Source organism: Novosphingobium sp. MBES04 (assembly GCF_000813185.1).
GTDB classification, from domain to species: Bacteria; Pseudomonadota; Alphaproteobacteria; order Sphingomonadales; family Sphingomonadaceae; genus Novosphingobium; species Novosphingobium decolorationis.
Window position 1 is genome coordinate 1,774,216 of the sequence record NZ_DF850488.1, and the last position, 15,616, is coordinate 1,789,831.

The 15,616-nt window shown below is 66.1% G+C and carries 20 protein-coding genes; 9 read left to right on the top strand and 11 right to left on the bottom strand.

The genetic code is table 11. The annotated features are described in order from the left end of the window. Positions 1 to 164: 164 nt before the first annotated feature. The 3 genes from MBENS4_RS07710 to MBENS4_RS07720 all read right to left on the bottom strand — a co-directional run bounded on the left by MBENS4_RS07710 (position 165) and on the right by MBENS4_RS07720 (position 2,325). On the bottom strand, positions 165 to 1,031 hold the full coding sequence (locus MBENS4_RS07710) for a metallophosphoesterase family protein (RefSeq protein WP_039389863.1): 867 nt from the start codon (positions 1,029 to 1,031) through the stop codon (positions 165 to 167). Positions 1,032 to 1,102: 71 nt separating this feature from the next. Next, positions 1,103 to 2,014, bottom strand: coding sequence for a diacylglycerol/lipid kinase family protein (locus MBENS4_RS07715; protein ID WP_084592002.1), 912 nt, complete (start codon positions 2,012 to 2,014; stop codon positions 1,103 to 1,105). A 38-nt stretch (positions 2,015 to 2,052) separates the two neighbouring features. Further along, entirely contained in the window at positions 2,053 to 2,325 is a 273-nt protein-coding gene (locus tag MBENS4_RS07720; protein WP_242404832.1) for a hypothetical protein, read from the bottom strand. A gap of 317 nt (positions 2,326 to 2,642) precedes the next feature. Here MBENS4_RS07720 and MBENS4_RS07725 point away from each other — a divergent pair, with 317 nt between their 5' ends. Next, complete coding sequence (locus MBENS4_RS07725) at positions 2,643 to 2,984, top strand: UrcA family protein (RefSeq protein ID WP_039391981.1); 342 nt, start codon at positions 2,643 to 2,645, stop codon at positions 2,982 to 2,984. Between the two features lie 251 nt (positions 2,985 to 3,235). On the opposite strand, the gene MBENS4_RS07730 is transcribed toward MBENS4_RS07725, so the two are convergent. The 3 genes from MBENS4_RS07730 to MBENS4_RS07740 form a co-directional block, all read right to left on the bottom strand. Next, positions 3,236 to 3,988 carry a LytR/AlgR family response regulator transcription factor gene (locus MBENS4_RS07730; RefSeq protein ID WP_052322099.1) on the bottom strand — a complete coding sequence of 251 codons (753 nt, stop codon included), beginning with the start codon at positions 3,986 to 3,988 and terminating at the stop codon, positions 3,236 to 3,238. A gap of 7 nt (positions 3,989 to 3,995) precedes the next feature. Beyond that, a complete protein-coding gene (locus MBENS4_RS07735; RefSeq protein ID WP_039389866.1) occupies positions 3,996 to 5,423 on the bottom strand; it encodes a sensor histidine kinase in 1,428 nt (475 codons plus the stop codon). Positions 5,424 to 5,732: 309 nt separating this feature from the next. After that, positions 5,733 to 7,256, bottom strand: a complete 1,524-nt coding sequence (locus MBENS4_RS07740; RefSeq protein WP_199904351.1) for a fumarate hydratase — start codon at positions 7,254 to 7,256, stop codon at positions 5,733 to 5,735. A 246-nt stretch (positions 7,257 to 7,502) separates the two neighbouring features. On the opposite strand from MBENS4_RS07740, the gene MBENS4_RS07745 reads away from it, so the two are divergent. The 5 genes from MBENS4_RS07745 to MBENS4_RS07765 all read left to right on the top strand — a co-directional run bounded on the left by MBENS4_RS07745 (position 7,503) and on the right by MBENS4_RS07765 (position 10,945). Beyond that, positions 7,503 to 8,102: a protein-L-isoaspartate O-methyltransferase family protein gene (locus tag MBENS4_RS07745; protein WP_039389868.1), complete on the top strand. Its 600-nt coding sequence runs from the start codon at positions 7,503 to 7,505 to the stop codon at positions 8,100 to 8,102. 2 nt (positions 8,103 to 8,104) lie between these two features. Continuing rightward, the gene (locus tag MBENS4_RS07750; RefSeq protein ID WP_039389870.1) at positions 8,105 to 9,559 is read left to right on the top strand and encodes a TolC family outer membrane protein; all 1,455 of its coding nucleotides are present in this window, start codon (positions 8,105 to 8,107) and stop codon (positions 9,557 to 9,559) included. Between the two features lie 50 nt (positions 9,560 to 9,609). Next, positions 9,610 to 10,074, top strand: coding sequence for a DUF2497 domain-containing protein (locus MBENS4_RS07755; RefSeq protein ID WP_039389872.1), 465 nt, complete (start codon positions 9,610 to 9,612; stop codon positions 10,072 to 10,074). A gap of 74 nt (positions 10,075 to 10,148) precedes the next feature. Continuing rightward, complete coding sequence (locus MBENS4_RS07760) at positions 10,149 to 10,571, top strand: acyl-CoA thioesterase (protein ID WP_052322100.1); 423 nt, start codon at positions 10,149 to 10,151, stop codon at positions 10,569 to 10,571. Then, positions 10,568 to 10,945 (top strand): (2Fe-2S) ferredoxin domain-containing protein, encoded by a 378-nt coding sequence (locus MBENS4_RS07765; protein WP_242404833.1) that lies wholly within the window; start codon positions 10,568 to 10,570, stop codon positions 10,943 to 10,945. The genes MBENS4_RS07760 and MBENS4_RS07765 overlap by 4 nt, the downstream gene beginning before the upstream one ends. Positions 10,946 to 10,954: 9 nt before the next feature. On the opposite strand, the gene MBENS4_RS07770 is transcribed toward MBENS4_RS07765, so the two are convergent. Continuing rightward, on the bottom strand, positions 10,955 to 11,251 hold the full coding sequence (locus MBENS4_RS07770; protein ID WP_039389877.1) for a hypothetical protein: 297 nt from the start codon (positions 11,249 to 11,251) through the stop codon (positions 10,955 to 10,957). Positions 11,252 to 11,584: 333 nt separating this feature from the next. On the opposite strand from MBENS4_RS07770, the gene MBENS4_RS07775 reads away from it, so the two are divergent. From MBENS4_RS07775 to xth, 3 genes are all read left to right on the top strand, one after another. Next, positions 11,585 to 12,010, top strand: coding sequence for a CBS domain-containing protein (locus MBENS4_RS07775; RefSeq protein ID WP_039389879.1), 426 nt, complete (start codon positions 11,585 to 11,587; stop codon positions 12,008 to 12,010). Between the two features lie 132 nt (positions 12,011 to 12,142). After that, complete coding sequence (gene erpA / locus MBENS4_RS07780) at positions 12,143 to 12,475, top strand: iron-sulfur cluster insertion protein ErpA (protein ID WP_039391991.1); 333 nt, start codon at positions 12,143 to 12,145, stop codon at positions 12,473 to 12,475. A 132-nt stretch (positions 12,476 to 12,607) separates the two neighbouring features. Beyond that, positions 12,608 to 13,384, top strand: coding sequence for an exodeoxyribonuclease III (gene xth / locus MBENS4_RS07785; RefSeq protein WP_039389881.1), 777 nt, complete (start codon positions 12,608 to 12,610; stop codon positions 13,382 to 13,384). 77 nt (positions 13,385 to 13,461) lie between these two features. Here the strand turns inward: xth and MBENS4_RS07790 are convergent, their stop codons facing one another. From MBENS4_RS07790 to MBENS4_RS07805, 4 genes are all read right to left on the bottom strand, one after another. Continuing rightward, entirely contained in the window at positions 13,462 to 14,133 is a 672-nt protein-coding gene (locus MBENS4_RS07790) for a cell wall hydrolase (protein ID WP_039389884.1), read from the bottom strand. Positions 14,134 to 14,329: 196 nt separating this feature from the next. Next, entirely contained in the window at positions 14,330 to 14,659 is a 330-nt protein-coding gene (locus tag MBENS4_RS07795; protein ID WP_039389886.1) for a DUF1491 family protein, read from the bottom strand. 5 nt (positions 14,660 to 14,664) lie between these two features. Beyond that, positions 14,665 to 15,162 (bottom strand): PaaI family thioesterase, encoded by a 498-nt coding sequence (locus MBENS4_RS07800; RefSeq protein ID WP_039389889.1) that lies wholly within the window; start codon positions 15,160 to 15,162, stop codon positions 14,665 to 14,667. After that, a complete protein-coding gene (locus MBENS4_RS07805; RefSeq protein WP_039389891.1) occupies positions 15,152 to 15,613 on the bottom strand; it encodes a PTS sugar transporter subunit IIA in 462 nt (153 codons plus the stop codon). Before MBENS4_RS07805 ends, MBENS4_RS07800 begins: the two co-directional genes overlap by 11 nt. Positions 15,614 to 15,616: the final 3 nt, after the last annotated feature.

The following is a 15,616-nucleotide window of genomic DNA, read 5'->3' on the forward strand; positions in this document are numbered from 1 at the left end:
GACCCCAGAATGGGCGACCTCACCCTTCTCAGCCCAGGTGGCGCGCAGAAGGTGAGGTCCACAGTTCGGGGAGCCCGAGGACGATGGCCCTCGGATCTGTTCTTTCTATCCAACTACATACGAAAAGAGCCGCAGGAAACTGCGGCTCTTTTCGTATGTGCAGATCAGCTCACCGGCGGATCGACTTCGGGCACCCTGCCGACGGGCGCCACCGGCTCTTCGGGATCGCGCGGGGGCAGCGCGTTCTCGGGCACGTCGCAGATCATCATGTCGCGGCTTGCCACGTCTTCCAGGTTGCGCGCGGTGACCCGGATGTCCTCGCCCTCGATCACGATCTCGTTGAAGCTGGGCGGAGTCGAACGGATGCGCTGCGAGAGCGTGCCCGCGCCGATCATCCGCAGCGGCCCCGCCTTCGTGTCCGCGACAAGATCGAAGGGATCGTGGATGTGCCCGGAAAGGATCGCGGCGACCTTGCGTCCGGCCAGCGCTTCCATCGTGCGGGTGCCGTTGATGGTCAGCAGCTTGTTGTCACGCTCGCGCCGCTCGGTCAGCGGGTGGTGCGCGGCGATGAGGATACGCGTGCCTTCGGGCTGCGCATCGATCGCGGCCAGCGTTTCCTCCAGCGCCTTCTTCGTCACCCAGCCGTTCGACCAGGGAAAGCGCTGCCACTGCGCGCGCGTGGTCGTCTTGAGCGGGATCACGGCAAGACGCGGCAGGCCCAGTTCGGCCTCGACCAGATGCTCGATCCGGTTGAAGCGGCGGTAGGGATCGAAGAAGCGCTGGTAGAGATTGGCGTAGGGGATGTCGTGGTTGCCCACCTCGACGGTGACGGGAAGGTCCAGCCCCTGAATCCACGCACAGGCCGCATCGAACTCGCGGTGGCGCGCGCGCATGGTAAGGTCGCCGGTGATGGCAAGGGCATCGGGCTTTTCGCGCTCGATGCAACGCTCGACCCAGGCGAGGGCGCTGCGGTCCTCGAGCCCGAAGTGGATATCGCTCAGATGAAACAGCTTGAGCGGGCGGTCATTCATGCACTTTCACCTGCGTTGGGTCTGCGTTTCGGGCCATTTCGCCCCGGCGCGAAGGAACTCGCCTTCACGCCCTATACCTCGCGCGTGGCAATAAGATCGACCTCGCAGGGTGCAAGCTCGAATATTTCCTCGGGCTCGCCATCAAAGGGTTCGCCATCGATGAGCAGGCCCATCGGCTCGCCCGCCGGGCACACGAGACGGATACGCTGGTGGACGCCAAGATCATCGTGCGGCCCATTGCGGAAGTTGCGGTTGAGCAGCGCAATCCCCTGCCCCGCATAGTCGGACAGCGATTGTGCGTAGTAACCACGGGCGGACAGGCCCTCCTCGCCCGGATTGACCGTGATCGCCGCATAGCCGTCCTCGCGCCCGCAATCGCTCTGGTCACACACGACCTTGGGCCCGTTGGTGGAATAGTTGATGGCCTGGCGCGCGGTGGCGACCACCTCGATCAGGTTCGCATCGCGCAAAGCCTCCCGCACCTCGTTCCAGATCGTGCCCGGCCCCGCAAGCACGCCGGTCAGCGCGGTTCCGTGCCGGGTGTCGATGACAGGCGTGCGCACGCGGCGCCCTTCCCCGCTTTCAAGACGCGCGGCGATCTCGTCCGCGCTGGCCGGGCCGTGCAGCGTTTTGGCGAGGAGATTCATCGTGCCGCCGGGCAGGACCAGGACCGCACCTCCCCAGCCGAACAGGCCCGTGACGACCGCATGGACCGTGCCATCACCGCCGAACGTGGCGACAACCTCGACCCCTTCCTCATCCAGATCCGCCGCCTTGGGCGCGGGATCATCGGGGAAGTACAAGGTGCGCGCGACGTCGAAGCCCGCGGACTCCAGCGCCTGCTTCGCCTCGCGCTGGGTCTGCGCGTCGTTGCTGCCGCTTGCCGGATTGCACACCAGCCAGAGACGCCGCGCCTTTGCGCCGCCGGGCGTTGAATCGTCGGGTTGCGCTACGTCGGCGGGTGTCTGCGATGCCTGTTCCATGCTTGGCGAAAAGCCCCGTAAGCCCCCCGGTTCCCGACCTACAGGCGCTCGGTGACAATCAGCCAGGCGGCAACACCGTTGACGAGCGAATAGACAAGGTAGAGCAGCGCCCACCCTTGCGATCCGGCCGAGACCATCAGCATCGAGCCCAGCAGCATCACGAACTCGACAAGGAGACTGGCCCGCCCGCCCAGCGACTTCAGCAGCCAGGGAACCTGCGCGAGCATGGGATGTCCGCTTTCCAGGACGGCCTTGTGGGCGGCGAAGTTGATCACGCCCAGACAGAAGACGACGAGAACGGCAATGGTCACATCGCGCAGCCTAACGCGGCTTGCGCCCCGATGCCAATCCCCCTGCGTGGGGGCTTGCACCGGGGCCCTGCACGCCCCCTTGCGAATCAGGTCCTGCGAGTCGCCGCCTTGCGCGGGCATCCCCGCATTTGCGCGGGCTCCGGCCCATGCCGTTCGTCGACTACAAACGTCGTTTGTCCGCTGCCCTTGCCTTTTGTCGACCTTGAACGACCCACCATAGATGCCCGCGTGAAGGGGGGCCGGGATGGGTGCAGAAGAAACTCATCGAGCCGGCCGACACACACATCGCGGACCTGCTCACCATAGGAGGAAACACGATGTTCACGAAGACTGCCCTTTTCGCCGCTGCCCTTGTTGGTCCCGCTGCCATGGTCGGCCTCGCCGCTACCGCCACTCCCGCCGCTGCGCAGGAAAGCATCCCCACCGCGACCGTCTACTACACCGACCTCGACCTCAGCACGGTCGAAGGCCAGGAGACCCTGGAGCGCCGCCTCGTGAAGACGGCCCGCAAGGTTTGCCGGATGGACGAACGCGCGGTCGACTCCTTCCTGCCCAGCTCCTCGTCGCAGGCCTGCTACCGCAAGGCCACCGAGAAGGTCGACGGCCAGATCGCGGCCGCCATGCGCGACCAGGAAAAGGCCCAGCGCTACGGCGGCTGATCCCCCATCCCCGAGGTCCCATAAGAAGAAATGACCCGGATACCGACTTGGTGGGCTGCCTCTGGCGGCCCGCCTCTTTGTGTGTGCGGGGTACAGGAAAAGAGAGATTTCCGAGGGTCATCGTCCTCGGACTCCCAAAACTGTCAACCTCACCTCACACGCGCGACGGTATCTGAGAGAAATGAGGTCGCCCGTTCTGGGGTCAAGGGGCGATGCCCCCTTGAATCAATACCTTCTTGCTGCGCCCAGGATCAGCGCCCCGCCATCTTCTTCACCTCGGGCAGGTACGTGCGCCCGATGCGCAGGCTGTCACCGCTCGTCGTTTCGACCGACCACACACCCAGGCCCTCGTGCTTGAGTCCCGTCACGTGGTCGCGGCGCAGGATGTGGCTGCGGTGGATGCGAATGAAGCGCGCCGGGTCGAGCCGCTCCTGCAGGCTGGTGATGGTCTGGAGCAGGAGATAACTCTGCTCGCCCACGTGGAGGCGCACGTAGTCACGCTCGGCATCGATGCGCTGCACATCGTCGGCGGGCACGCGCACCAGTTCGGAGCGGTGCGGGACCCAGAATTCCTCAAGCCAGTCGCTCCTGGGCTCGGTGCGTTCGCCGCGCCGGGCAATGACGCGCCCGATCGCGCGTTCCAGCCGCTCGGGCGTCACGGGCTTGAGGACATAGTCCACCGCGTCGAGATCGAAGGCCTCGACCGCGAATTCGTCGTGCGCGGTGACAAAGATCACCGCGGGCGCATTGTCCTGGCGCGCCAGACGCCGCGCGACGGTCAGCCCGTCGGTCTCGGGCATGGTGAGATCCAGCAGCAGAAGATCGGGATGCAGCGCCTCGCACAGGCGCAGCGCGGCCTCGCCATCGCTGGCCGTGCCGACCACCGAGACCGAACCCAGCCGCGAGCAGATCACCTGCATGCGCTCCACCGCCAGCGGCTCGTCGTCCACGATCAGGGTGCGCAGCGGCGCACTGGTCACGGTGTCGTTGGCCCCGTTCGGCATGGCGTTGCTATCCGTCAAATCTCGTCTCCCTCGCCCAGGCTGCCCCCTGTTCTGTCTCCAGCGGCAGGTCGAGGACGGTCGCAAAGCCCCCCTCCTCCTGCGGACCGTAGGCCAGCCTGGCCGTATTCGCGTAGCGCGCGCGCAAGCGATCGCGCACGTTGGTCAATCCGATGCCGCACCCGTCGGCCTTGTTCAAGGGCACGCCGGGGCCATCGTCGCATACGGTGAGCACGAGGCGATCGGCCTCACCGTCTTCCCCTTCGCCGCGCCGGGCCGAGATCGTGATCGTGACCGGACGCTGCGTGGCCGCGACCGCGTACTTCACCGAGTTCTCGACCAGCGGCTGCAGGATCATGCCCGGTACCATCGCATCGGCGACGTCCTCGTCAATCGTGAAGTGAGTCTGCAAACGATTGGGGAAACGTACCCCCTCGATCGAGAGGTAGAGCTTCTGCATCTCGATCTCATCCAGCAGGCGCATGTCGTTGGTGGGATCGCCGTTCAGCGTGCGGCGGTAGAAGGTCGAGAGCGTCTGGATCATCGTCTCGGCCGCCTCCTGGCGCCCGGTCATGACCAGCGCGGAGAGCGAGTTCAGCGTATTGAACAGGAAGTGCGGATTGACCTGGTAGCGCAGCGAGCGCAGCTCGGCCGCTTCGGCGGCGCGGCGGTATTCGCCCTCGCGCCGCTCGGCCGCGCGCGCCTCTTCCGCCTTGGCGAGCGCGAAATAGAGTGCGGCCCAGGCCAGGACGAGGAAGTAGCGCCCGAAGGTCGTGTCGGCCATGCCCGCCCAGCGCCCGAACAGGGTGTCACGCGCGCCGCCGTTGGTGCGGATGGTAATGCCCCCTTCCGCGCCGGGCATGATACCCGCCGACGCAGGGCCTCGGCCGGTATCGTCGAGGAGCGGGCCTGCATCATCGCTCATGCCGGGGACGACATCGGGCACGGCCGAGCTCGTGACGGGAGGGGCGGGCGGTGCGGGCGGCGCCTCCTGCTGGTCCGTTTCGTGCGAGGACGACTTGGGCAGGTCGACGAGGATGTTCCCCGCCTCATCCTGCATCACGCGGACCTTGCCCGGATCGATCTGGGTCAGACCTTCCTTGTCGGCCGTCTTCATCGCCATTTCCAGGTCGGCAAAGACCATTGCGTTGATGAGACTGAGCAACAGGGCAAGCGGCAAGGCGCCCACCAGCACGATCACCAGGCGCACCAGGTTCGACTTGCGGTCGAGCATCTGGAGCAGGGGCCAGACCGCGGCCATGACCATCATCGAGAGCAGACAGATCGTCAGCCTTCGCGAGATGATCGGCCAGGCGAAATCGAAGCCCATGAAGGCCCCGCGCAAGGTCGCGACGATGAAATAGCACGCCCAGAGCGCTGCCAGCGAAAGCAGCACCATGCGCGCAGGAACGCGTGGATTTTCAGATACGATGGCCATTGTTCCCCTGCCTTAGCCCCGGCAGGTGCAATCAGGCCAGTTCCCCGGTCGGTTCGCAATGGCTTTTTGTCGAGTGGTGCGCGGATCATCCGGCAGAAGCCAGAAAGTCATAGAGTTCCGAGGGCCATCGCCCTCGGGCTCCCCAGACTGTCTACCTCACCTTGCGCACGCCGCGTTGCTTGAGAAAGGTGAGGTAGACCGTTTTGGGGTCAAGGGGCGATGGCCCCTTGAATATTTGCCCCTGACAGCAAAACGGGCGGGTCAGCTTGCGCCGCCCGCCCGTCTTCAGGTTCGCTAGAGTCTTCCCGCTCAGTCGGCGAGCAGGTGCTCCTTGGCGATCTTTTCCTGCCACACCAGCGGGGCGAGCTGGTGGACGTTCTTGCCTTCGGAATCGACGGCCACGGTCACCGGCATATCCTCGACGGTGAACTCGTAGATCGCTTCCATGCCCAGGTCCTCGAAGCCGACGACCTTGGCTTCCTTGATCGCGCGGGACACGAGGTAGGCCGCACCGCCCACCGCCATGAGGTACGAGGATTCGTGCTTGGCGATGGACTCGGTCGCTGCCGGGCCGCGCTCCGCCTTGCCCACGCACGCCAGGAGGCCCTGCTCGAGCATGGTGTCCATGAACTTGTCCATGCGCGTTGCGGTGGTCGGGCCAGCCGGGCCGACGACTTCGTCGCGCACCGGGTCGACGGGGCCCACGTAGTAGATCACGCGGCCCTTGAAATCGACAGGCAGTTCCTCGCCCTTGGCGAGCATGTCCTGGATGCGCTTGTGCGCGGCGTCACGGCCGGTCAGCATCTTGCCGTTCAGCAGCAGGCGGTCGCCCTGCTTCCAGCTCTTCACGTCCTCGGGGGTGAGGGTGTCGAGATCGACGCGGATGGCTTCCTTGCTCGGCTTCCATTCCACCTGCGGCCAGTCGGCAAGGTTGGGCTTTTCGAGGTAGCTCGGGCCCGAACCGTCCAGCGTGAAGTGCGCGTGGCGGGTCGCCGCGCAGTTGGGGATCATCGCGACCGGCTTGTTCGCCGCGTGGCACGGCCAGTCGAGGATCTTGACGTCGAGGATGGTGGCAAGGCCGCCCAGCCCCTGCGCGCCGATGCCCATCGCGTTGACCTTGTCGAAGATCTCGATGCGCAGCGCCTCGATGTCGTTCTGGGGGCCGCGCGCCTTGAGCTGGCCCATGTCGATCGGGTCCATCAGGCTCTGCTTGGCAAGCTTGACGCAGTGCTCGGCGGTGCCGCCGATACCGATGCCCAGCATGCCCGGCGGGCACCAGCCCGCGCCCATCTGCGGCAGCATTTCGAGCACCCAGTCGACGATGTTGTCGCTGGGGTTCATCATCTTGAACTTGGACTTGGCTTCCGAGCCGCCGCCCTTGGCCGCCACGTCGACGGTGATCTTGTTGCCCGGAACCATCGAGACCGAAAGGACCGAAGGCGTGTTGTCCTTGGTGTTGCGGCGGGTGAAAGCGGGATCCGCCAGCACCGAGGCGCGCAGCTTGTTTTCCTTGTTGCCGTAGGCACGGCGCACGCCTTCATCGACCACTTCCTGCAGCGAGCGGTCGCTCTCGAGGCGGCAGTTCTGGCCCCACTCGATGAAGACGTTGACGATGCCGGTGTCCTGGCAGATCGGGCGGTGGCCCTCGGCGCACATGCGCGAATTGGTGAGAATCTGCGCGATCGCGTCCTTCGCGGCGGGGCCCTGCTCGGCCTCGTAGGCCTCGCCCAGCGCGCGGATGTAGTCCATCGGATGGTAGTAGCTGATGTACTGGAGAGCGTCGGCGACACTTTCGATCAGGTCGTCTTCGCGGATAGTCACCATTTCGGCCATGGGATCAAACGCTCCTGTTGCGCGGTCCCGGACTTGGGACCTGTTGTGCTTTTGCGAGTTCCCATAGGCCGCGTGCCCCCCATCGTCAAAGCGTCAAGATGGATCGACCAGTGCCGTTCAAAGCACTTGAGCCCGAAGGCCTCCTTGGCCTAGAAGGCGCTTTGCAAAAGCCGACTTATCCGCGCGCATCTTCTGCCTGGGACCATCAGGCCCGACAGCCGCGCTTGCTTGAGGGATAGTGAACAGATGACCCTGACCGAGGACCGGTCCGCCACCGCGCCGAACGAAGCCCGCCGCGCGATGATCTCCAGCCAGCTGCGCACCAGCGGCGTCAACGAACCCTGGGTTCTGACCGCGATGGCGAGCGTTGCGCGTGAGGATTTCGTGCCCGCGGACTGGAAGGACGCCGCCTACATCGACCGCGCCGTGCCGCTGGGCGAAGGCCGTTTCCTGGCCGCCCCGCTGTTCTACGGCGCCGCGCTGACCGAGGCGGACCCGACGCAGGCGAAGAAGATCCTGCTGGTGGGCGATGCCAATGGCTACTACGCCGCGCTGCTGCGCACGCTCGTCGCCGAGTTCGACACGATCACCCCGGCACAGGCGCTCGAAGCCGGCCAGGGCGGCTACGACCTGATCCTGGTCGACGGCGCCGCCGAGGAACTGCCCGAAGCGCTCGTCGCCCGCCTGGACGATGAAGGCCGCGTGGTCACCGGGGAAATCCTGCGCGGCGTCTCGCGTCTCGCCGTGGGCGTCAAGACGGCTGGCCACCTGGCCCTCCTGCCTGTCCACGAACAGGGCATTCCCGCCGTTCCCGAATTCGCAGCGCCCAAGCGCTGGAGCTTCTGACCATGTCCCGGCTCGCGCGGCGTGCCGGGATGATGACAGGCGCTGCACTGGTCAGCCTCGCCGGGGTACTTCCGGCGCGGGCCGATACCTTGCGCGAAGCTCTCGTCCAGGCCTACCAGACCAACCCGACGCTGGAAGCGGCCCGTTCCGGTCAGCGCGGCGTGGACGAGAACGTGGCGATTGCCCGCGCAGCCGGCCTTCCCAGCGCCAGCGTCTCGGGCACCTACACCGAGTTCGTGGTGACCAGCCGCACCTCGTTCACCGCGCCCGAACGCCTCGTACAGGGGCAGGGCGATGTGCAGGTGCCGATCTATTCGGGCGGCGCGGTCAAGAACCGCGTCAAGGCCGCCAAGATCCGTGTGGGCGCGGGCCAGGCGGACCTGCGCGCCAGCGAAAGCCAGCTCTTTGCCAACGTGGTCGCGGCCTACATGGACGTGATCCGGGGCGAGGCGCTGGTCGGGCTCAACCGCAAGAACGTCGCAGTGCTGGAGGTCAACCTCCAGGCCACGCGCGACCGTTTCGAGATCGGCGATGTCACGCGCACCGATGTCGCGCAGTCGCAGTCGCGCCTGGCGCTGGCGCAGAGCAACGTGCTGAGCGCCGAGGCGACACTCGCCGCCGCGCGCGAAACCTACATCCAGCTTGTCGGCAAGGCGCCCGAAGCGCTGGCCCCGCCTCCGCCTCTGCCCGGCCTGCCGGACGACGCGCGCGAGGCGGTGATGGTCGCGCTCGACAACAACCCCGCGCTGATCTCCGCGCGGGAATCGAGCCGGGCGGCGGAAAAGGACATCGACGTCGCCGGGGCCGGGCGCCTGCCCACCCTCGCGCTGTTCGGGCGGGGCAGCTACAGCAACTACCTCGATACGCTCGGCGGCGTGGGCAGCAGCGCCGTGCCGCAGACCGACCGCCAGGCGCAGATCGGCGCGCAGGTCTCGATTCCCCTCTTCCAGGGCGGCCTTCCCGCCGCCCAGCGCCGTCAGGCCCAGGCCCAGGCCTCGGCCGCGCTCGAACAGGAGATCGCCGCCGAACGCGACGTGATCGCGCAGGTCCGCTCGGCCTTCACCGCCTACCGGGCCGCGCTCGATCTCATCGAATCCTCGCAGGTCGCCGTCGATGCCAGCGAACTCAGCCTCGAGGGCGTGCGCGCCGAAAACTCGGTGGGCAACCGCACGATCCTCGACATTCTTGATGCCGAGCAGGAATACCTGAACGCGCAGACCGATCTCGTCACCGCACAGCGCAATTCCTACGTGGCCGGCTTCACTCTGCTGGCCGCGATGGGCCGCGCCGAAGCGCGCGATCTCAACCTCGAAGGCGGCATTCTCTACGACCCTGAGGTCAATTACGAGCGCGTCCACGACAAGATCTTCGACTGGGAAAGCGACCCTGCACCTGTGGCCCGTTCCACGCGCACCGTTGACACGCCGGTCCAGGACGGCGACATTCCGGAAAGCTAGATCTACCGCGCGCCCGACTCGAGGGCCTGCTTTTTAAGGGTTTTTACGAGATGGGTCACAACGGCGAACCTTCGGTCGAGGAGATTCTCCAGTCGATCAAGAAGGTGATCGCGCGCGAGACACTCTCGGGCATCGGGGCCAATGCGCAAGGCGCACGCGCCCATGCCGCGCCCGAACCGACCCCTGTGTCCCGCTACGAGGAATCGGTGCTCGAGCTCGACGAGGCCGAAGCGCTCGCCGACGATGCTCCGCAGACCCCGCCCGCCCGGGACGACACGTCGCTGCTCCAGCCGCAAAGCCGCAAGTCGATGCAGGATTCGCTCGCCGCACTGGCGATGATGTCCGAACCCGGCATGAAGCCGCGCATCGTGCGCTCGGGCGAAACCTCGCTCGAAGACCTCACGCGCGAACTCCTGCGCCCTGCGCTAGCCGAATGGCTCGACCGCAACCTGCCCCCGATGGTCGAGCGCCTCGTCGCCGACGAGATCGCGCGCATCGTCGGCAAGAAGGTCTGATCAGGCCAGTAGGGCAGGGCTAGAGCGCCTTCAGGGGCTGGACCTGGGCCTTGGTACTTCCTACCTGATCGGCCATGGCCAAACCTGATCCCGCGCTGCTCGATGCCAGCCGTTACCCCTTTCACCACCAGATCGTCCCGCGCTTTGCCGACCTCGATCTCAACCGGCACATCAACAACGTCACCATGGCGGCCTACATCGAGGACGCGCGCGTGCGCTTCTACGAGGCCTCGGGCTACCGCAAGCACCTCACCGGGCTCAGCACGATGGTGGTCAGCCTCAACCTCGAATATCTGAACCAGACGCACTATCCCGACCCCGTGACCATCGCCTGCGCGGTCGAACGCGTCGGGCGCACCTCCATGACCATGATTCACGTCGTCACCCAGAACGAGGTCCCCGTGGTCTTCTCGCGCTGCGTGACGGTAGCGGTTGACGCTTCGGGGCAGACGGTCGCCATTCCCGAACTTCTCAACGAATGGACACTGCGCCCGTGAGCGCGAGCGAGGCCGAGCTTCGCATCGCGCGCGCCGCGCTCGCCAAGGCGGGGGGCGAGAATATCTCGCGCCACATCTTCCTATGCGCCGAGCCCCAGAAGGCCAAGTGCTGCGCGCCCGAGAAGGGCGCAGCCGCCTGGAAGTACCTCAAGAAGCGCCTGAAGCAGCTGGGTCTCGAAGGGCAGGGGGGCATTGCCCGTTCCAAGGCCGATTGCCTGCGCATCTGCACAGCGGGGCCGGTCGCGGTCGTCTGGCCCGACGGGGTCTGGTACCATTCGTGCACCGAGGAGGTTCTGGAAGAGATCATCCAGGAGCACCTCGTCGCGGGCCGCCCGGTCGAACGTTACCGTCTGCGCCCTCCCGAGGAGGCCTGAAGCCAATCCTCAGGGCGCGTTGCGCTCATCCTCCAGGGGATCGACGATCGCTTCGTCATGCCCCGTGCCGCTCGACAGGAACGCGAGGCCCATCAGCGCCGAGGCCAGCAACATCGTGAATCCCACGCCCAGCGCGGCGGCGATGTAGAAGTGGATCGAGACCGCGCCGTTGGAACGGTAGAGCAGGTAGATCGCGGCCGCGACGAAGCCGACCGTGACCAGCATCATCCAGCGCATGATGCGCAGGTACCGCGCCCAGGCGTGCGCGGCCTTCTCGGGATCATCGAGGGGGGAAGGGGGGACCATAGGGTCACCTCTGCGCCTTTGTGTAGTTCACTGCAAGGGGGCCAAGGCCAGGAGACGGATTCCAAGGGCCATCGCCTTCGGGCTCCCAGAACGGTCAGCCTCACCTTACGCACGCCATGTTGGCCAAGTGCGCTGCGGCTGACAGTTCTGGGGTCAAGGGGTAATAACCCCTTGAATCACTATTTCCTTTTTACCCCTTATACTTCTCTATCCGGCAATCCTAAGCGTCACCCCGGGAAAGCTCCGCAAGTAGTAGGCGGCCGCGGCCTGTGGTATTCTCTTTGCGCTGGTCCAACGAGTCCGGCGCCGTCGCTCACGAACAGGGAGAGCAGGATGACGATTGAAAGGATACTCGAAGGCCGCCACGACATTGTAACCTGCCCCGCCTCGGCCACGGTGCGTGAGGCGGCCGGGCTTCTTGCCGAGCGCCGCATCGGCGCGATGCCGGTGATGGACGGCGAGTCCATTGCAGGCATCTTTTCCGAGCGCGACGTGCTCTACCGCCTGCGCGAATTCGGCGCAGAGCTCCTCGACAAGCCCGTGCGCGAGGTGATGACCGCGCCCGCCGTCACGGTCGACCCGACGACCTCGGCGATGACCGCGCTGGCGATGATGACCAAGCGCCGCATCCGCCACCTGCCGGTGGTCGAAGGGGGGCGCATGGTCGGCTTCGTCTCGATCGGCGACATCGTGAAGTACCGGATCGACAAGGTCGAAGGCGAGGCTGCGGCGCTGCGCGACTACATCCAGATGGCCTGATCCGTCCTCTGCAGGGCTCCTGGGGGCAGGGGCCCTGACACGATCCGGGAATCCGCATGCGATTCCCGGACCTTGCCCGCAACCTCGCGCAGCGAACTTGTCGGCACGGCCCCGCAGGCCTACATTGGGGGCATGGAAAACACCGCGATCACTCTCAGCCCGTCCGCCGCCGCCCGTGTCGCCACGATCGCGCAGAAGCAGGACAAGCCCGCGATCCTGCGGCTGTCGGTCGAGGGTGGGGGCTGTTCGGGCTTCCAGTACAAGTTCGGCCTGGCCGAGACTCTCGACAGCGAGGACTGCGTGGTCGAGACCGACGGGGTGCGTCTGGTCGTCGATCCGATCAGCCTCGACCTCGTCAACGGCTGCGTGGTCGACTACGTCGAATCGCTCGGCGGCGCGGCCTTCCGGGTCGAGAACCCGATGGCCGCCGCAGGTTGCGGCTGCGGCTCCAGCTTCAGCATCTGATCCCCAGGTTCCGGTTCAAACGAATGTGCGCGCCCTGCGCGTGCGCATAGCGGCGGACAAGCGCGCCGCGCAGGCCAAAAGGCACGGCGCGGGCCTTGACGTGCGCCCCTCCTCCTGCCGAGAAGGCGGGCCATGAAAATCGCCAGCTTCAACATCAACGGCGTCAAGGCACGCCTGCCCCGCCTGCTCGAATGGCTCGCCGAGACGCGGCCCGCCGTGGCCTGCCTCCAGGAGATCAAGTCGCAGGACGAGGGCTTCCCGATCGCCGAGTTCGAGAAGCTGGGCTACAAGGGCATCTGGCATGGCCAGAAGAGCTTCAATGGCGTGGCCATCCTGGCCGACGGGGAAATGCCGGTCGAGGTGCAGCGCGGGCTTGAGGGCGAGCCGGAGGACGACCATTCGCGCTATATCGAAGCCGACGTCTTCGGTATCCGCGTGGCCGGCATCTACCTGCCCAACGGCAACCCTGTTCCCGGCCCCAAGTTCGACTACAAGCTGCGCTGGATGAAGCGCCTGCGCGAACGCATGGCGCAGATCCGCGCCGAAGAGGTCCCCGCCATCGTGACCGGCGACTTCAACGTCATCCCCTTCGACCGCGACATCTGGTCACCGCCCGCGATGGCGAGCGACGCGCTGATGCAGCCGGAATCGCGCGATGCCTACTTCCGCCTGCTCGGCGATGGCTGGACCGACGCGATCGCGACGCACAACCCGCAAGGCGGCGTATGGACCTACTGGGACTACCAGGCAGGCGCCTGGCCGCGCGACCATGGCTTTCGCATCGACCACGCGCTGCTCTCGCCCGAACTGGCTGACCGGCTGGTCGCCTGCGGCGTCGACAAGGCGCACCGTGGCCGGGAGAAGGCCAGCGACCATGCTCCAGTCTGGGTGGAGCTGCGCGACGCGTAAGAGCGTCTGCACCGGACACGCGAAGGCCGGGAAGCGCATAAGGGCGCTCCCCGGCCTTTCTCAGCCCACTAGAGGGCTCAGCGGTAGAAGATGTGGTTGTCGACGCGTGCGAGGCGCGCGTGACCCCAGCGCGGCGAGATACGGGCCGCGTGGAAGAACAGCGCGCCCTTGGCCGGATTGTCCCAGCCATCTGCCGCGGCAATGCGCGCGACCGCAACGGCACGCTTCCAGGCGGCCGAACGCTCGGGGATATGGGGCAGGCGGCCACGGCGCACGAACGAGAATTGCGAACGCTGCAGCACGACCGAGCAGTAGCTGTCGGGGAAGCGGTCGGAGTTGGCGCGGTTGATGACCACGCGGCCCACGGCCAGCTGGCCTTCGAGCGACTCGCCACGCGCCTCGAAATAGATCGCACCGGCCAGACAGCGCATATTGCGGCTCAGCTTGGCGGGGGCATCCTGCATGGCCACGAGCTGGGCCAGAGTCTCGGCGGTGTCATCGCCCGAAACCTCGGTGTCGCCGCTCTCGGGGAGCGCCTGGACCACCGGCTCGGCCACGAACGCGACGTCGCTGGAATCGGAAGAGGGAAGGGCAGAGGCGTCCTCAGCCTCCACCACGGGGTTCTGATCGAGTGCCGGGACCGGCTGATGATCGGACGCGGCTGCACCCGAACCCTGGGTGCTTACGACAGCAGTGACAACTGATGCGGCCAGCGCCACCGCGCTCGCCCACTCAAGCTTCGTACCCATTAAGACAAAATCTAATGCGGTGAACGGTCCGACACAGGTTGGAACGAAGTGGCTGCGAAAGCCGTTACATCTTCGTTCGGACCTGCCGACGATTCCCCGTCTGCGTGCTAGCCGGATGTGCCGAAATGCCACCGGGCCGCGTTCGCCTTTGCGGGGCGCCCTTTAGCTTGCAAGGCTTGCAAGTCAACCCGAAAAGCTACTCAGCTTCGATGAAACGCACCCCATCGGCGATGTCCAGTTCCACGATCCAGAGGTCCGGGTCCTGCTTCCCGCGACGCTCGAGAAATTCGGAAAATTCCCACGGTTTTTCAGGATCTTGCTCGCGCGACAGGGTCCATTTCCGGGTCCCGTCAAGCTGTGGCATGCGCTCGTAAGCCCTTGAATCGCGGCCTCTTTCGACAAGCACGACCATGAGCGTTCCGGCGTCGCGCTCGCCCTTGCTGAGCACCATGCCGAAGCCCCCTTCCGACTCGATTCGTCGGATCAGGGCGGAGACTTCCATGTGGGCCGGGAGACGCGCGTCCATAGGGCTCAGTCCTTGCTGGCGGTGTGGTAGCCAGGCAGGCCCGAAAGCGCGATGCGCGAACGCATGAAGGTACCACTGCCCCGGCCAACCTCATCACCCGCCTCGTCGATCAGGCGCGATTCCGCCACGAACACCCGGCGCCGACCACTGATCCAGGTGCCCTCGGCCACCAGGCGGCCGCCCGTGACCGGCTTGGTCAGGTGCAGGTTGAAGGCGGTCGTCAGCAGAAAACGGTCCGAGACAAGCGTATTGGCCGCGTAGAAGGCGGCATCATCGAGCATCTTGAAATAGATCGTGCCATGCGCCGCGCCCCCTGCGTGGAAGACCTCGGGACTGACATCGAAGAGAATGCGCGCGCGGCCCTCGCCCGGAATTTCGAGACGCGAGGCGAATGTCTGGTTGATGGCTGCCGAGGCGTAGAGGCTTTCCAGCCCGCGCCAGTGGAGATTGGCTCCCGGGGGATTGCCGCTGGCCCCGGCCTCGGGGCCACGCTCAGGCGGCATCGCGGTCGAGGACGTTGCTGAGAAGGGCGTAGATGGCCTCAGGGCCGGTCGCCTCGACCAGCGTGGCGTGCATGCGTTCATCGCGCATCATGCGCGAGATGGCGGCCAGGGCGTGAAGGTGCGTGGCGCCTGCGCCCAGCGGCGAAAGCAGACCGAAGACGAGATCGACCGGAAGACCATCGGCCGATTGGAACTCGGCCGGGGATTCCAGCCGGATAAAGGCTGCAACGGGGCGCTTGAGGCCCTCGACGCGGGCGTGCGGGATCGCGATGCGGCGCCCGAACCCGGTGCTGCCCAGCTGCTCACGTTCCAGCAGCGCGCCCAGGACATGCGCCTCGTCGAGTTCATAGACCTCGGCAAAGAGCCCGGCGAGATGCTTGAGAATGGCGTCCTTGCCCTCCACGTCGATCGACGTGACTGCGGCCGGAAGCAAAGTGAAAAGACTGGTCATTGC

Excerpts from the sequence above, each read along its gene's own strand:
- MBENS4_RS07760 (WP_052322100.1), top strand. The coding sequence starts at position 10,149 with ATGGCCAAACCTGATCCCGCGCTGCTCGATGCCAGCCGTTACCCCTTT.
- MBENS4_RS07745 (WP_039389868.1), top strand. The coding sequence starts at position 7,503 with ATGACCCTGACCGAGGACCGGTCCGCCACCGCGCCGAACGAAGCCCGC.
- MBENS4_RS07730 (WP_052322099.1), bottom strand. The coding sequence starts at position 3,988 with ATGCCGAACGGGGCCAACGACACCGTGACCAGTGCGCCGCTGCGCACC.
- MBENS4_RS07715 (WP_084592002.1), bottom strand. The coding sequence starts at position 2,014 with ATGGAACAGGCATCGCAGACACCCGCCGACGTAGCGCAACCCGACGAT.
- MBENS4_RS07750 (WP_039389870.1), top strand. The coding sequence starts at position 8,105 with ATGTCCCGGCTCGCGCGGCGTGCCGGGATGATGACAGGCGCTGCACTG.
- MBENS4_RS07790 (WP_039389884.1), bottom strand. The coding sequence starts at position 14,133 with ATGGGTACGAAGCTTGAGTGGGCGAGCGCGGTGGCGCTGGCCGCATCA.
- MBENS4_RS07775 (WP_039389879.1), top strand. The coding sequence starts at position 11,585 with ATGACGATTGAAAGGATACTCGAAGGCCGCCACGACATTGTAACCTGC.
- MBENS4_RS07770 (WP_039389877.1), bottom strand. The coding sequence starts at position 11,251 with ATGGTCCCCCCTTCCCCCCTCGATGATCCCGAGAAGGCCGCGCACGCC.
- MBENS4_RS07795 (WP_039389886.1), bottom strand. The coding sequence starts at position 14,659 with ATGGACGCGCGTCTCCCGGCCCACATGGAAGTCTCCGCCCTGATCCGA.
- MBENS4_RS07740 (WP_199904351.1), bottom strand. The coding sequence starts at position 7,256 with ATGGCCGAAATGGTGACTATCCGCGAAGACGACCTGATCGAAAGTGTC.
- erpA (WP_039391991.1), top strand. The coding sequence starts at position 12,143 with ATGGAAAACACCGCGATCACTCTCAGCCCGTCCGCCGCCGCCCGTGTC.
- MBENS4_RS07800 (WP_039389889.1), bottom strand. The coding sequence starts at position 15,162 with ATGCCGCCTGAGCGTGGCCCCGAGGCCGGGGCCAGCGGCAATCCCCCG.
- MBENS4_RS07710 (WP_039389863.1), bottom strand. The coding sequence starts at position 1,031 with ATGAATGACCGCCCGCTCAAGCTGTTTCATCTGAGCGATATCCACTTC.
- MBENS4_RS07725 (WP_039391981.1), top strand. The coding sequence starts at position 2,643 with ATGTTCACGAAGACTGCCCTTTTCGCCGCTGCCCTTGTTGGTCCCGCT.
- MBENS4_RS07735 (WP_039389866.1), bottom strand. The coding sequence starts at position 5,423 with ATGGCCATCGTATCTGAAAATCCACGCGTTCCTGCGCGCATGGTGCTG.
- xth (WP_039389881.1), top strand. The coding sequence starts at position 12,608 with ATGAAAATCGCCAGCTTCAACATCAACGGCGTCAAGGCACGCCTGCCC.
- MBENS4_RS07805 (WP_039389891.1), bottom strand. The coding sequence starts at position 15,613 with ATGACCAGTCTTTTCACTTTGCTTCCGGCCGCAGTCACGTCGATCGAC.
- MBENS4_RS07755 (WP_039389872.1), top strand. The coding sequence starts at position 9,610 with ATGGGTCACAACGGCGAACCTTCGGTCGAGGAGATTCTCCAGTCGATC.